This window comes from Haloarchaeobius caseinilyticus (assembly GCF_051207395.1).
Taxonomy (GTDB): Archaea; Halobacteriota; Halobacteria; order Halobacteriales; family Natrialbaceae; genus Haloarchaeobius.
Genome location: NZ_JBPJZC010000001.1, coordinates 1,481,344 through 1,495,942, shown reverse-complemented (window position 1 = coordinate 1,495,942; position 14,599 = coordinate 1,481,344). Strand labels below are relative to the sequence as shown.

The window sequence follows — 14,599 nt, the reverse complement described above, 5'->3', positions numbered from 1 at the left end:
TAATACGTTGCCTCACTGGGAGAAACGATGGACGTTCGTCCAGTTCGGCGGACACGGTGTTGGCGTCGGTCGTCGCCTCTCCGTCTGGTGAAACGCTACGTTCAAGTATGCCGATGCGAATAGTTTGGGTACAGACACTCGGTTCGTCGTCGCCGGATTGCGAGGTCCGAATTCCGGGGCGAACGAGCGCCGTTGGTCCAGTGGTAGGACATTAGCTTCCCAAGCTAATAGCCCGGGTTCAATTCCCGGACGGCGCATGTTTCGAACGCAAGTGAGAAACATCGCCGGAGGGCGGTTGAACCCTGTGAGTCGCGCACAGCGACCGTAGGGTGCGAGCACGTCTCACTTCGGTTCAATTCCCGGACGGCGCATCCTGCGACGAACGAACGTGAGGAGCGGAGGCGTTCTCGGGGATTGAGTCAGAGAGCAAACGGAGTGAGCGACCGTGGTTCAATTCCCGGACGGCGCATTTCTCGGTTCGATTTCTTCGCCGGTATTCGCTATAGCCCGAAGAACGGCAGAGTACACCATTTCGTCCCGGCCTGAAAACACGACTAGTGGCCGGTTACCGCGGACTTAGCGAGACATTACCTATAGCCTTGTTGGCCGATAGACATCTCGGGGAGATTGGGAATGAGTTTCGATATTCGACGCGCCGTCGACGCCGACACGCTATCGGTACCGGCGACGCTCGACGCACACCACGACGGCGCTGTGTTCAGCCTGCACTACGACGACGACTCCATCGCGCTTCGGTGGCCGCAGTTGGCGCGGGGGTACGGCGAGAACGACTTCACCTCGGTCCGGGCGACGGTGTTCGCAGACGTGGACACCGTGGACCACCCGGACCTCCACACGGAACCAGAAGACTGCCTTCGGCTATGTGAGGACGCGTGAGATGCGCTTTCCGATCATGGTGCGCCTCGTCGTCGGGATGGTTATCTTCGCCGCGGCGGCGCTCGCACTCATCTGGGTGATGGAGGGTTACGAGTACGCACTCGGGACCGTCGGACTTGTCGTCCTCTCTGTCGGGCTGGTCGTCATGTTACTCGAACCCGAGTTGCGGGGTCGGTCGTACTGAGTGGCCGTCGAAGAATCCGTCACGGTTCGTGTCCACGTCAAGCACTTTCCTTGTTGGGTGAGAAGCGATAGCTATGGCAGATTCGATACGTGAAGCTGACGGTGACTGGGAGGAGACCGAACACGGCGAGACGTATTTCCGGCGCAAGCGGCTGTCGGCGGCGACGGACGCCGAGGCACTCGGTGCGAGTCTGTACGAACTCCCGCCGGGCAAGCGTTCGTGGCCCTTCCACTTCCACACGGCGAACGAAGAGGCGCTGTACGGACTCGCTGGCTCGGGGACGGTACGACTCGACGACGACGAAATCGCGCTCGACCCCGGGACCTTCGTCTCGCTGCCGGTCGGCGAGGCAGGTGGCCACCGCGTCGTCAACACGGGTGCGGAACCGCTTCGCTACCTCTGCTTGTCGACGATGCGAGAACCGGACGTGACGGTGTATCCGGAGTCGGAGAAAATCGGTGTCTTCGCTGGGTCACCGCCGGGCGGCGACCCATCGGAGCGAACGGTCGGCGGCTACTTCCAGCGCGAGTCGACGGTCGACTACTGGGAGGGGGAAGATCGGTAGTCGGAACTCGCGACGGACACTGTGGTGTCGGATTCGATCCACGCGTCGAGGTTCTCTCGGTCGTAGATGATGAGTCCGTTGACGGTCTCGCGGCCGACGTAGCGCTCCTCTTCGGTATCGGTCGTGTTCATTCCACTCGAAAATTGCTACTCGCGGATACCGTATAATCTTGCTGGCCCTCCCGGGCCGAAACGGCTTTTAGGCTGCTTCTAACGGCCGAAAACCCTATATTTGTGTCAACGAGGCTGCGCACTCCCGACAGTACCGGAACGTCGTGTCGGGTTCGTTCTCCGCGCCGCAGTGTGGGCAGGGTCGCGTCCCGACGTGCGCGCTGCTGCCCTCGGTTGTTCGTGCCCGCGTCGGCCCGTCACCGTCGCCGACCGGGTACCCCTCGCCGTCGAGTAGCGGGCGTGAGCGTGCCTCCTCGTTCTGCCGGACGTAGTACAGGTATACGGCCAGCTGGAGCACCGCGAACACGAGCAGGTAGCCAACGGCCCAGTTCCAGACCTCCACCATGCTGTGCCATAGTGTGTCATGGTACTTCACTGTTGGCTTCCACCACCGGCGAAATTGTGTGCTGGCTGTCCAACGAGCGTCACTCGTCGTCGTCGAATCTTGCGTCTAGCTGTCGTCTCTGGTTTCGTATGAAACGAGCAGTCCACGAATCACGACGGTAGAGACCGCAACCACACCCTCCCCACCCGATTCGCGCGACTACAGCTCGTGGTCTCACTGGCTCACGGGTCACTTCACTCCCCGTTCGCCTCGAGGCGACTGCGCCGCCTCGCTCTCGACACACGAGCCAGCGCGCGCCAGAGCGGTTGTATTGGCTCGAATCGCCATACATCGGCGGGTTCACGCACCAGCCTGTCGCCGATTCGACGTGTGACGGTTTCCGTCAGAGTTAGGCCCCGTCAGACATACGGCCCGGTATGGAACGACGGTCCCGCGTCCTCGCGCTCGCTGCCCTCCTCCTGTGCGTGACGGCGTTTCTCGGCCTGCAAGCGGTGTTCGCCGCCCCAGCGGCGTCTGCCGGGCCGAACGCTGCCACGAACAACTCGACGAATCAGTCGGTGTACGAAGCCCACGCCGGAAACACGCTCATCGGCGTCCAGAGTTACGGCGACAAGTACGAAGGTCGCGCCATCGAGGTGACGCCCGATGGCGATGTCGTCTGGGAGTACACGCCCGAGAACTCCCGTGTCTTCGACACCGAACTGCTCGCGAACGGAAACGTGCTGGTGTCGGTCGCGACGAAACGGCCCGCGAAGGCGTGCCCGGACGAGTTCGACGACGGCGGTCAATGTGTCCACAACCGCGTGGTCGAACTCGACTACGAGACGAACGACGAGGTGTGGAACTACTCGTGGTACGACGTGTTCGTCCACAACCACGAGGTCCACGACGCCGACCGCCTGCCGAACGGCGAGACGGCCATCGTCGACATGGGGAACAACCGCGCGTTCACCGTCGACCAGTCCGGCGAAATCACGTGGGAGTGGCACGCCCGCGAGCATCTCGGTGAGGGGACGAAGTTCGACGAGGAGTACGACAGTCCCGACTACACCGGGCCCGAGGCCGACTGGACGCACATGAACGACATCGACCCCGTCGGTGACGGGAACTTCCAACTCTCGATTCGTAACTTCGACGTGGTCATCGAGGTGAACCGCTCGACCAAAGAGGTCGTGAGCGTCGTCGGAAAGCCCGGCAGCCACGACATCCTCCACGAACAGCACAACCCGATGCGGCTGAACGGGACCGTGCTGGTCGCCGACAGCGAGAACGACCGCGTCGTCGAGTACGACGTGGAAAACGGCTCGAAAGTGTGGGAGTACAGTCAGGGTGTCCTCTGGCCCCGCGACGCCGACCGACTGGAGAACGGGAACACGCTCATCGTGGACACGTTCAACAACCGCGTCATCGAGGTGAACGACGAGGGTGAGGTGGTCTGGCAGTACGGCGGTATCATGATGCCGTACGCGGCCGATCGCCTCGACGCACCCGAGGAGTCCGGCACGGACGTGACCGGCCAGAACTTCACGAGCAAAGTCGAAGGCGAAGGCGTCGAGAAACAGGTCGGGACGTACGTCGCCTGGGCACGCTTCGTCGTCCCCGGTTGGGTCAGCATGGAGCAGTTCGGTGCAGCACTGCTCGGCGTGCTCGCTGCGCTCGTCATGGTCGCAGATCTCGCGGTGCTGGGTGTGCGACGCTGGCGAGCGACGAACTGAGAACCGGCCGCTGCTACTGTTTTCGAACGATAGCGCGATTCGTCGAGTGACGGGCTACGGCGGCCGTGCGCGATACACTACGTCGTCGGTCGGCGAGGGTGTGCCGCGACCGTCCTGGTTGCTCGTCGTGAGGTAGAGGTGACCGTCTGGGCCGGTGAACGCCGTCCGGATGCGCCCGCGGTCGGTGAACAGTTCTTCTTGCCTGACGGCTTCGCCGTCTTCGACGACGACGCGCCGGAGGTGTCGCCCACCGAGCATCCCGACGAAGAAACTGCCCTGCCACGTCCGGATGGTGCCGTCGTAGTAAGTACAGCTTCCGGGGGCGAGCGTCGGCGTCCACGACGTGATGGGGTCGACGAACCGGTCGCCATCGCTCGGGCCGGCGACCGACGGCCAACCGTAGTTTCCGCCAGCCGCCACACGATTCAATTCGTCACCGTGGTCCGGGCCGTGGTCGGTGAGGTAGCAGTCGCCGTCGACGAACGTCACGCCCTGCGGGTTTCGGAAGCCGTAGGCGTACACCGCGTTGTCGAACGGGTTGTCCGGGTGTGGGTCGCCGTCGCGGGTGAGTCGGAGGAGTTTGCCCGCGAGTGAGTCGGTGTCCTGCGACTGACTCTCTTCGCCAGCGTCACCGGTCGTAACGTACAGCGCGTCGTCGGGGCCGATGGCGAGGCGGCCGCCGTTGTGGATGGACGACGCTGGGATGTCGTCGAACAGGACGCGACTCACGGCAAACTCGCGGCGCACGTCGAGTTCGAGAATTCGGTTCGTCAACCCGCCGTCGTTCTCGTGGGTCTGGTAGACGAACGCGCTGTTCGAGTCGGCCGGGTCGAAGGCGAGTCCGAGGAGCCCACCTTCGCCGCGTTCGGCCGTCTCGTCGGCCAAGTCGCGGACGAGTCCCGTGTCGTCACCGGTCAGCTTCTGGATGCGCCCGGGGCGCTCGGTGACGTAGAGGTCGCCGGTGTCCGGGTGGAACGCTGCGCCCCACGGCGTGTCGAGGCGCATCCGGACGCGTTCGAGTCGGAGCGGCTTCGGCTCGTCCGTCGACGGCGTCGACGTGGCCGGGTCGAGGTTCAGACAGCCACTGCTGGCCGCGACGGAGGTACTGCTGAGGGCGGCGAGGAACCGGCGACGGTGCATCTGTCTACCCGGCTTTGGAGCGGACTCGGTAAAAATCTGTTACTTCGGGGGCGACAGGTCGCGTCCGAACTCGTCGAAGGCGTCCAGGTCGTCCGGAAGTGTGTACTCGATTTTGCGCTCGGCCTGTCGGTTCACGTTGGCGTCGTCGAGCGGTGCAGCCTCGTCTTCCCAGCCGGGCTTTATCTTCACGCTCTTGGCGGGTTGGCCGACGGCGACGTGGTGAGCCGGGACGTCCGTCTGCACGATGCCGCGCGCGCCGACGACGGCGTTGTCTTCGACCCGGCAGCCGGCACGGACCATCACGTCGAAGGTGAGTCGCACGTCGTCACCGATGATGGTGTGGAAGTTCTCGACGGCGGTCTGGTCGACGACGTCGTGGTCGTGGCTGTACACGTGGACGCCGTCGGAGATGGAGGTGCGGTCCCCGATAGTCAGCTTGCCGCGGTCGTCGAGATGCACGTCGTCGTGGACGACGACGTTGTCGCCGATGGCGATGTTGTGGCCGTAGGTGAACGTGATTCCCTTGAAGAACCGGCAGTTCTCACCGACCTCCTCGAAGAGGTGTTCGGCGAGCATCTTGCGGAATCGCAGCGCGAACTCGACGTTGTCGGCCATCGGCGTCGCGTCGAACTGCCGCCAGAGCCACTGGAGGTGTTTCGACTGCTTGAACGCTTCTTCGTCCTTCTCGGCGTAGTACTCGGATTCGAGGGTCGTGTTGCACGGGTCGTAGCCCTGCAGGCGAACGCGCTCGGCCGGGGAGACGTCGTCACCGTTTTGCCACCGTTCGTAGGCGTCTCGGTCGCCGTGGAGGTCGACGAGGACGTCCGTGACGACTTCGCAGGTGTTCTCGTCCGACGCGAGTCGTTCGTCCACCTCTTCGATGAAGGCGCGGACCCCAGCCTCGGCCCCGTCCGGGAGGGAGACGTGACGTTTGGTCATGCAACTCCGTTCGACGCCACTGATTATTAAATCGAAGCCCAACTAGCGAAAGTTCGGGGCGAAACACTGCGTCTTCAGCAGCGTCACCCGGCTGGAAATCGCACGACCGGTTGTTACACGGGACCCGAACGGTCTCACTACTGAGGGTGGCCCTCGCTCGTCTGGTCGACGACTGGTCCGTCAACGTGTGCGCCGACAGCGTCTGCGCGCACCGGCCCCGGCGGGCGTTGCCGCGAGTAGGTGGTTCCTTGCCGGTCGAACACGTCCGTATCGGATATGACCGACCTGTCGCCACGACGCGAGACACCCGCCTGGACGCGAGAGAGCGCGGCGGGCATCGCTCGCAGCGAAGAGACCGTCACGCCCATCATCTACCCACCGACGACCGAGACCGACCCGGACTACCACGTCTGGGACACGTGGCTCCTCAGAAACCGCGACGGGAGCGTCGCCACACCTGGCGGCTATCGCGTCATCTTCTGTCTCTCTGCGCCCGCACACCTGCTCCCGGGCAAGCGTCACGACGTGGCCACCATCCGGTACTTCTACTCGCGCGACGGCGAGACGTGGCATCGCGGCGGCGTCGCCATCGAACCCGACGAGGCCCACGGGTCGCGCCAGTGGGCCGGCTCCGCACTGCTGGACGACGACGGGACGCTGTACCTCTACTACACCGCCGCAGGGTTCAGTGCCGAGGATGAACTCACCTACACCCAGCGACTCGCCTGCGGCTCCGGTGGGCACGTCGAGACAGACGGCACGGCCGACCCGGAATCCGGCGAGGCCCTCTCGCTCGTCGGCCCGTGGGACCACGACATCCTGCTCGAACCCGACGGCGACCGCTACGAGACCGAAGCACAGTCCCGCGGGATGACCTACACATTCCGCGACCCGTGGTTCTTCGAGGACCCAGTGAGCGGGAAGACGTACCTCCTGTTCGAGGCCAACACGCCCGTGCCCGAAGGCAGTGACCGCTGCGACGGCGATTCGGCCCAGCAAGAATTCAACGGCAGCGTCGGCATCGCGGAATCGCCCTCCGGTGACCCGACCGACTGGCAGTTCCGTGACCCACTGGTCGACGCCGTCGGCGTGAATCAGGAACTCGAACGCCCACACTTCGTGGTCGACGATGGCACCTACTACCTGTTCGTCTCCAGCCACGTCCACACGTTCGCGCCCGGGTTGTCGGGGTACGACGCGCTGTACGGCTTCGTGGCGGACGACCTGTTCGGCGAGTACGAGCCACTCAACGATTCGGGGCTCGTGCTGACCACGCCGCAGAACGCACCGTTTCAGGCCTACTCGTGGCTGGTCTACCCGCACCGCGACGAGTTGCTGGTGACGAGTTTCGTGAACTATGTCGAGTTCGACCAGCCGTCGCTCGACGACGTGGCCTTACTCCCTGATTCCGAGCAACTGCGCCGGTTCGGTGGGACGCTCGCGCCGACGGCCCGGCTCGGGTACGAGGGAAGCGAGACGTGGTTCCGCGGTGTCTTGGGCCATGGGCACCTGCCGGTTTCGGGCGAAGAGTTGCCGCCTGCGGACTTTCACGACCGGCACGGCCATCGTGATTCAGCGGATGCTGATTCTGGCGAGTACTGATTCTGGTTCGAGTGGTCGATTTCCGGCCTGAATCGTCCGTCGTCGTCTCTCACCGATTCGAGACGCTGTCCACGAACACCGGCGGAACACGACCGCTGTGTGTTGCTGTCTTCGGCACCGGTGGTTCGTTGGAGAAGCAGTTCACTAACGCCGGCGGAACATGACCGCATCTCCCCAGCACCCCCCGCCACAACCTCCCCATCCGATTCGTCAGTCGTCACTACGTTCCGACTGACTCATCCCTCGCGCGACGACACCTCGCGGTCTCGCGGAGCGAGACACGCTCGTCAGCGCGCGCCAGACCGGTTGTGGCGACGACGTTCGTCGGCAGAAAATCACCCAGCAGACGAACCCTCTTGCCCACTCCGTCAGCGGCCAGCAGGCCAGACGCGCTCCATCGCCCACGCTTTCACGTCCACGTCGACCGGCCCACCGAGAGAGTGGACCGAGACGCTAGTGGCGTCCTCCCGGGTCGGATAGACTCGGCTGGTCAGGCAGTGGCGTTCGTTGGCGAACAGTTCGACGATTGAGCCGTCGACGAAGACGCGCAGTTCCAGCGGGCCGTCGTCGGGAATCGGCATCCGTTGTTCGTCGTCGGCCGCCGCGGGGCCGCGACTGCTCGAAGACCGGTCGACGACGAGTTCGTCGCCGGTGTAACGAATGGCGGTTCGCTCGGAGAGCGCTGGTGACTCACACACACCGAGTTCGAAGACGGCGTCGGGTTCGGGGTCGACCCACAGTTCGAGTTCGAGCGCGCTCCCGTCGACTGAGAGTTGCCGATGCGCCTCGGTCGGCAGGCCGAGTTGCCGACCGTCGAGTAGGTCACCACGGAGCGAGGCGACTTCGGCGGCGGGGCGCTGGCGCAACTCGCCGTCGTCGCCGATGTCGATTTCACGTGGGAGTGACATGAGGCCGGACCAGCCAGCCTCCCACTGCGCGTCGAGGCCACGGGCTTCCGGCAGCCAGCCGAAGGTGAGTTCGCGCCCGTCCGTGGTCGTGAGCGACTGTGGCGCGTAGAAGTCCCCGTAGTCGAGCACGCCCTCGTGTTCGACCTGAAATGCTGGGGTTCCGAGGTCGGCCTCGCCGACGAAGTATCGAACCTCGTCGTAGTTCGAGACGTGGAGGACCTGCTCGTCACCGAAGTCGAGCAGTTCGGGGCACTCCCAGACCGTCCCGTGGCCGTCCTCGCCGGTCAGCAGCGGGCCGACGTAGGTCCACTCCGCGAGGTCGTCGGCGCGGTAGAGCAGGACTGTGCCGCCAGTATCGGTCACACCGGAGCCGATGAGCTGGTACCAGCAGTCGGCTTCGTCGTCGTACCAGACACAGTGGTCGCGGAACTCGGCTTCCCAGTCCTCTGTCGAGAGGATGTCGAGGTCGTCGGGCGCGGCCGCGATGACCGGGTTTCGCTCGTCCTTCGTCCACGACTGGAGGCCGTCGTCGCTCGTCGCCAGACAGGGCAACTGGACGTGGCCGTGGCCGCCGGTGTACACCAGTGTCGGCGTCCCGTCGTCTATCACTGTGCAGCCGGACCAGCAGCCGTCGTGGTCCGGGCTACCGGGGGTCGGTTCGAGCGCGACCGGTTCGTCCCGCCAGTGGAGCAGGTCGTCGCTCACAGCGTGGCCCCAGTGGATGGAGCCGTGGAACGGCCCGCTCGGGTTGTACTGGTAGAAGACGTGGTACTCGCCCTCGTATTCGACGAGTCCGTTCGGGTCGTTGAGCCAGTTCGCTGGCGGCGAGAGGTGATACGCCGGGCGGTGGTGGTCGTCAGAGAGTTGCTCGCGCAGGCGAGCAAAGCCATCGCTGTCGGTCGGTCGCCCCCACGTGTCGGCCGGTCGGGTGCTTCCAAGCGCACCGAGGAGATTTCGCGCGAACTGTTCGTGGTGCATGGCCGTTTCGTAGTCGCCGGGGTCGAGGAAGCCGAGCGCGCTCCCGGCCCCGATGACGCGGCCGCTGCCGGGTCGCCACTCGACCAGGGTCCGGTGGCCGACCAAATCCTCGTCGCCGCGGACCGAACAGGCCAGCACGTCGCCCTTGCCCGGCGCGAGTCGCTCGTACCGGGCGAACGACTGCTCACGGTTGGGTGCGCGAGTGAACACCCGCGAGCCGTCGAACGTCTCGAAGGCGGGATGGGCGTCGTGCAGCGACCGGCGCAGGACGCCAGCCCGCCCGTGAATCTCCTCGACGCCGGTGGAATCGGGGGCGACCGAGTCGAAGCCGAGGTCGGCGACGGCTTCCATCGCGCGCAGACTCAACAGTAGCCCGCCGCCGGACTCGACGTAGGCGCGCAGAGGAACCCGTGCGCCCGATACGTCCACGTCCAGTGGTTCGTCGCGATGCCACCACACCACGTCGTACGCGGTCAAATCGACTGCGCCGTCGGCGACGACTTCGAACGAGAGACGGTCGGCCCGGGCCGCCGCGCCGGCACACCAGTCGTAGGCGGCGCGCTGTTCCTCGCTCAGGTCCGCGGCGGTGAGACACGCCACGCGGACCGGTAGCTCGTCCATTTGGCGGGTGTTTACTCGGGAGCGAGATAAAGGGCACACCTTGTGGCAGAACTGAACACGGCGGTTCAGTCGGTTGCAGGCGCTGCGCGGCAGTTCTCACTGTCCGGGAACGAAGCACACGCGCTAAGTGCCCCGATTCCCAAGCCGTGGATATGCAGTACCGCGAACTCGGCGATTCCGGACTGGAGGTTTCGGAGATCGGTTTCGGCGCGTGGGTCGTCGGCACCGACTGGTGGGGCGACCGCACGGAGGAGCAGGCCATCGAGATGGTCCAGTACGCGCTGGACGCCGGTATCACGTACTTCGACACCGGCGACGTGTACGGCCACGGCCGCAGCGAAGAACTCATCGGCGAGGCACTGGGCGACCGCCGCGACGAGGTCGTCGTCGCCACCAAGGTCGGCTACGACTTCTACAACAACCCGCAGGCGGGCCACGGCGAACTCCCGAAAGAGCTGAACGCCGAGTACATCCGGACCGCCACGGAGCGCAGTCTGGAGCGACTCGACTTCGACACCATCGACGTGCTCCAACTCCACAACGCGAACGTCGACGAGGTCGACGCGGACGTACTGGAGACGCTCGACGAACTCCGCGAGGAGGGTCTCGTGAACGCCATTGGCTGGGCGCTCGGCCCCTCCATCGGCTGGCTGGCAGAGGGCGACATGGCCATCACGGAGGAGTTCGACTCCCTCCAGTTCGTCTGGAACGCACTCGAACAGGAGGTCGGCAACCACTTCCTCGAAACTATCGAAGAGACTGGTTCCCCGACCAGCCTCATTCCGCGTGTGCCACACTCCTCGGGCGTCCTGAACGAACAGGTCACCCGTGACACCGAACTGGACGAAGGCGACCACCGGGCGTACCGCCCCGACGCGTGGTACGAGACAGGCTGGGAGAAAGTCGACAAGCTACGATTCCTCGAGAAGGACGGCGAGCGAAAGCTGTCGCAGGGGACCCTCCAGTGGCTCCTCTACCACGATTCGGTCGCCTCGATTACGCCGACGTTCCGGACCACCGAGGACATCGACGAGTGGGCGGCCGCCAGCGACGTGCCACCCCTCAGCGACGAGGAGTACGAGCAGGTGGCGGCCCTCTACGCGGACGGATTCGACATCGACCGGAGCGATGGGATGGACGTGCTTCGCTCCTCGGTCGGCGGTGAGGACATCGAAGACGCCGATATCGACAAACAAGTCGCCTGAGCGGCCGTTTGCGGCCGTTTTGGCCGGCACCGAACGGGCGATTAGCTTTACTGCTCCAGGTGCTATTTATATGTGCTCTCGGCGAGGTCCCTCGTGACTGAGAGCGCACAGGAGTGGCTCCGGGCCGCGACTAGGGCGGATTTGCTGGTATTGGTCCTGGTCGTCGTCCGAGTCTCTTACAGGTTCGACTCTCCGCCCGAGACGACGTGATTCCGTTCGTGTTTCACCGGTTCGACCACTCGTCCAGCGCGGTGCGTGTCGAAATACGGGCCGATGCCTGTCCCTGTCGTCCGTACCGTCCCGACCGCACGAGCCCCCCAGAGTGCAGTCGGGGCCGTCTGCCACGTTTCCGCAACCCCCCGCGGGTCGGCAGGCGATGGCATGCAGGAGTCGGACACGTTTCTTAACCGTCTCCTGTCGCCTTTTTATCGGTCCACGTGAGAAAGAGCGGCGCGTGGTGACCGGGTGGCGGCTTTTCAGGCCAGGAAGACGTGTCGCGGGCGGTCCGCGAGCACGTCGCGGCCCCAGTCGACCGTGTCCGAGAACGCATCGGAGCGGAAGAAGGCCATGGCGTCCTCTTTCGAGTCCCAACGCGAGGCGATGAACATGTCGTTCTCGTCTTCGACGTTGGCCAGCAGGTCGGTCTGCACGTGGCCGTCCATGTCGGTGAGGACCTCACCGACGACTGCGAACTTCTCGGTGAAGTCCTCGCGGTGTTCCGGTTTGACCGTGTAGAACATCCCCATCGTCCCCCACGTGTCCGACTCCGCGTCGTCGCCAGCCTGCCGGACGATACCGGGCAGGTCGGTGAGGAAGCCGCTGGCGGTGTCGGCCGCCGACTGCGTCTCCCAGATGCTCACGATGCCGGTCGGCGCGTCGCCGTCACTGGTGTAGACGGCCGTTTTGACGTGCGAGTCGTAGTGGTCGAAGTTCCCGCGCAGACCGTCGACCTCCTCGAACAGTTCGTCCTCGTCGGCCTCGGAGTAGAGCACGACAGCGTACACGTCCTCGCCGTGGGGCTGGCCGCCGTAGACACCGCGGTCTTCGAGCGTCTCGCGAACGTCGGTGCCCGGTTTCTCGTCCTGTCCGGCGTCGCCGTGGTGGCCGCCCTCTCCGTGGTGGTGGCCGTCATCGTCGCCGTGTCCGTGGCCGCCGTGATGGTGACCGCCATCGTCGCTGCCGTGATGGCCGTGTCCGTGGCTGTCTCCGTGGTGGTGCCCGCCGCCCTCGGCCGGGACTGCCTCGCCTGCGAGGAACGCCCGGAGGTCGCTCGGTTCCATCCGGCGACCGAAGTAGAACGTCCCGAACTCGGCGAAGCGACTCGTCGAGGGGTCGAAGCGCATCTCGTACAGCAGGTCTTTGAGTTCGGTCGGCTGGTCGGTCCAGAGCGTGACACCCCACTCGTAGTCGTCGAAGCCGACGCTGGACGTGATCATCTGCGAGACCTTGCTCGCGTAGTCACGGCCGATGTCGCCGTGGCTCGCCATGTGCTCGGCGCGCTCGTCGTGGGGCAGGTCGTACCAGTTGTCCTCCGGCCCGCGGCGCTTGCTCATCGGGTAGAACGAGACGTACTCCTTGTCCGGAATCTCCGGGTAGAGGCGCGAGCGGATGTACTGCGCCAGTCCGGAGTCGTCGTCGACTTCGCCCTCGAAGTACTCCTGGGCGCGCTCGGTGTAGCCCGACGCTTCGGTCACCGAGACGTACGAACTCGTCTGGTCGGTGTACTCGGCGAGTGCCGTCGTCTCGAAACTCCGTTCGAGGCGGTCGAGGTCCGCCATCGACTCTCGCAGGTGAACCACGAGCAGGTCGGCTTTGTGTCCGATTACAGAATAGATGGCCGTGCCGCCGACATCGGGGTCGCTGTGGGCATCGAAGAACGCGACACCCTCACCGAGGACGCGTTCGCGCTCTCGCTCGGGGGCGTCGCGCCACGCGTCCCAGTCCACCGTCCGGAAGTCGTGCAGTGCGTACCAGCCTTCCTCCGTCATCGGAGGTTCGCGTCGCTCCATGTCCGGACCTTCGAGCGAGTCGGTTAATGGCTTGTTGTTCTCGTCGTCGATGGGTTCCTCACTTCGTGAAGACGCTGTCGACGTGTTCGCCGGTTTCTGGGTCTACCCGGTAGTCGATGCCACACCAGCTGTACGCCCATAACTCGCCGTCTCGGTCTACGACGTCCACATAGGTGTTGTTCGGTCCAACGGCTCGGTCGATTCGCCAAATCCGGTCACCCCTCCCGTCGAAGGCCCAGACGTTCCGCCGAGCGTCGACGGCCTCGGTCGAGGAGTCGAACCTGACGAGAACAACCCTGCCGAAGCGTCGTACCTGTGCCGGCTCCGCGGGCAGTTCGACCGAAACGTCGCCGATGTGCAGTGTCCGTCCCTCGGTTCGCACGTCCATCGGTTCTGTACCCGTCCAAAATCCACTGACATAACGGCTTCTCTGACACCGTCGACATCGCCCAAGACTGCCAAAATCCTGACGCACACTCCCTCCCGTGAGTACCGAAACCCTTTCCCTTCGACCAGAGCAATGCTGGAGCAATGCGGAAAAGCGGACCGCCGAAAGGACTCATCGCCTACCTCGTGCTCGAACTCCTCGCGGAGAAACCTCGTTACGGGTACGAGATACTCAAAGAGATACGCGACATCTCCGGCGGTCACTGGGAGCCCTCGTACGGTTCCGTCTACCCCATCCTCTACAAGTTCGAAGACGAGGGCTGGGCCCAGCGCATCGAGCGTGAGGACGAACCCGACCGGAAATACTTCGAACTAACCGAGTCTGGGCAGGAAGAACTCGAAAACCGGCGCGTGGAGTCGGCCACGAAGGCCCGAGAGTTCGCCGACGTCATCCTCGGCTTCTACCACGTCTACGTCGCCTTCGCCACCGACGAGCGATTTTCAGTCCCGGCGAAAGACGGCGAGTGGCGCTTCGACGACGAGTTCTCTGGCTGGATCGTCGAGCAGATGATTCGCCATCACGAGCACTACTTCGCCGACGACTTCGACCGTATCACGGACACGCCGGACGAGTTCTACGCCCGCCACGGCATCGACGACGACGAGGAGTGAGTCGCCCGCCAGAAGGCGACCACGAACAGGCAGACGTACACGAATAGCGCCACGCCGACCAGTAGCGACACCGAGTCACCAGACAGCGCGAGCCACGCGGTTCCAGCGAGCAACACGAGCGTCAACGCGCCGAGCAGGAGCCACCACGCGTACTGGCCGAACCTGCTGTCGTCGTCGGCAACGTGCTGGGCGACCGTGAACAGCAGCAGAACGATGGCCGGTGCGACGAACGGTTCGAGCGTTTCGAGACCGACCATCGAC

At 64.6% G+C, this 14,599-nt stretch carries 15 protein-coding genes and 1 tRNA gene; 8 read left to right on the top strand and 8 right to left on the bottom strand.

All coding sequences use genetic code 11. The features are described from left to right. Positions 1-186 precede the first annotated feature (186 nt). From ACSC1P_RS07890 to ACSC1P_RS07875, 4 genes are all read left to right on the top strand, one after another. Positions 187-257, top strand: a tRNA-Gly gene (locus ACSC1P_RS07890). A gap of 376 nt (positions 258-633) precedes the next feature. Beyond that, positions 634-897, top strand: a complete 264-nt coding sequence (locus tag ACSC1P_RS07885; RefSeq protein ID WP_435359592.1) for a hypothetical protein — start codon at positions 634-636, stop codon at positions 895-897. A 1-nt stretch (position 898) separates the two neighbouring features. Then, positions 899-1,081: a hypothetical protein gene (locus ACSC1P_RS07880; protein WP_435359591.1), complete on the top strand. Its 183-nt coding sequence runs from the start codon at positions 899-901 to the stop codon at positions 1,079-1,081. A 73-nt stretch (positions 1,082-1,154) separates the two neighbouring features. Continuing rightward, positions 1,155-1,646, top strand: coding sequence for a cupin domain-containing protein (locus tag ACSC1P_RS07875; RefSeq protein WP_435359590.1), 492 nt, complete (start codon positions 1,155-1,157; stop codon positions 1,644-1,646). Here the strand turns inward: ACSC1P_RS07875 and ACSC1P_RS07870 are convergent. Both ACSC1P_RS07870 and ACSC1P_RS07865 read right to left on the bottom strand, forming a co-directional pair. Further along, positions 1,622-1,777 carry a DUF7331 family protein gene (locus ACSC1P_RS07870; protein WP_435359589.1) on the bottom strand — a complete coding sequence of 52 codons (156 nt, stop codon included), beginning with the start codon at positions 1,775-1,777 and terminating at the stop codon, positions 1,622-1,624. The two genes, ACSC1P_RS07875 and ACSC1P_RS07870, sit on opposite strands and share 25 nt — an antisense overlap. A 94-nt stretch (positions 1,778-1,871) precedes the next feature. Then, the gene (locus tag ACSC1P_RS07865) at positions 1,872-2,162 is read right to left on the bottom strand and encodes a DUF7577 domain-containing protein (RefSeq protein ID WP_435359588.1); all 291 of its coding nucleotides are present in this window, start codon (positions 2,160-2,162) and stop codon (positions 1,872-1,874) included. A 416-nt stretch (positions 2,163-2,578) separates the two neighbouring features. Here ACSC1P_RS07865 and ACSC1P_RS07860 point away from each other — a divergent pair, with 416 nt between their 5' ends. Then, entirely contained in the window at positions 2,579-3,877 is a 1,299-nt protein-coding gene (locus ACSC1P_RS07860) for an aryl-sulfate sulfotransferase (protein ID WP_435359587.1), read from the top strand. A gap of 54 nt (positions 3,878-3,931) precedes the next feature. On the opposite strand, the gene ACSC1P_RS07855 is transcribed toward ACSC1P_RS07860, so the two are convergent. Both ACSC1P_RS07855 and ACSC1P_RS07850 read right to left on the bottom strand, forming a co-directional pair. Next, a complete protein-coding gene (locus ACSC1P_RS07855; protein ID WP_435359586.1) occupies positions 3,932-5,017 on the bottom strand; it encodes a PQQ-dependent sugar dehydrogenase in 1,086 nt (361 codons plus the stop codon). 39 nt (positions 5,018-5,056) lie between these two features. Next, positions 5,057-5,956: an acyltransferase gene (locus ACSC1P_RS07850; RefSeq protein ID WP_435359585.1), complete on the bottom strand. Its 900-nt coding sequence runs from the start codon at positions 5,954-5,956 to the stop codon at positions 5,057-5,059. A 276-nt stretch (positions 5,957-6,232) separates the two neighbouring features. Between ACSC1P_RS07850 and ACSC1P_RS07845 the strand changes: the two genes are divergently transcribed. Next, positions 6,233-7,558, top strand: a complete 1,326-nt coding sequence (locus ACSC1P_RS07845; RefSeq protein WP_435359584.1) for a glycoside hydrolase family 68 protein — start codon at positions 6,233-6,235, stop codon at positions 7,556-7,558. Positions 7,559-7,926: 368 nt separating this feature from the next. On the opposite strand, the gene ACSC1P_RS07840 is transcribed toward ACSC1P_RS07845, so the two are convergent. Beyond that, complete coding sequence (locus tag ACSC1P_RS07840) at positions 7,927-10,065, bottom strand: glycoside hydrolase family 32 protein (protein WP_435359583.1); 2,139 nt, start codon at positions 10,063-10,065, stop codon at positions 7,927-7,929. Between the two features lie 152 nt (positions 10,066-10,217). Between ACSC1P_RS07840 and ACSC1P_RS07835 the strand changes: the two genes are divergently transcribed. Further along, positions 10,218-11,270: an aldo/keto reductase gene (locus ACSC1P_RS07835; protein ID WP_435359582.1), complete on the top strand. Its 1,053-nt coding sequence runs from the start codon at positions 10,218-10,220 to the stop codon at positions 11,268-11,270. A gap of 476 nt (positions 11,271-11,746) precedes the next feature. Here ACSC1P_RS07835 and ACSC1P_RS07830 read toward each other — a convergent pair whose 3' ends face one another. Then, a complete protein-coding gene (locus ACSC1P_RS07830; protein WP_435359581.1) occupies positions 11,747-13,279 on the bottom strand; it encodes a heme-binding protein in 1,533 nt (510 codons plus the stop codon). 58 nt (positions 13,280-13,337) lie between these two features. Continuing rightward, positions 13,338-13,667: a DUF7957 family protein gene (locus ACSC1P_RS07825; RefSeq protein WP_435359580.1), complete on the bottom strand. Its 330-nt coding sequence runs from the start codon at positions 13,665-13,667 to the stop codon at positions 13,338-13,340. Between the two features lie 143 nt (positions 13,668-13,810). Between ACSC1P_RS07825 and ACSC1P_RS07820 the strand changes: the two genes are divergently transcribed. Further along, entirely contained in the window at positions 13,811-14,338 is a 528-nt protein-coding gene (locus ACSC1P_RS07820; RefSeq protein WP_435359579.1) for a PadR family transcriptional regulator, read from the top strand. Here ACSC1P_RS07820 and ACSC1P_RS07815 read toward each other — a convergent pair. Continuing rightward, positions 14,302-14,595 carry a hypothetical protein gene (locus ACSC1P_RS07815; RefSeq protein WP_435359578.1) on the bottom strand — a complete coding sequence of 98 codons (294 nt, stop codon included), beginning with the start codon at positions 14,593-14,595 and terminating at the stop codon, positions 14,302-14,304. The genes ACSC1P_RS07820 and ACSC1P_RS07815 overlap by 37 nt on opposite strands. Positions 14,596-14,599 lie beyond the last annotated feature (4 nt).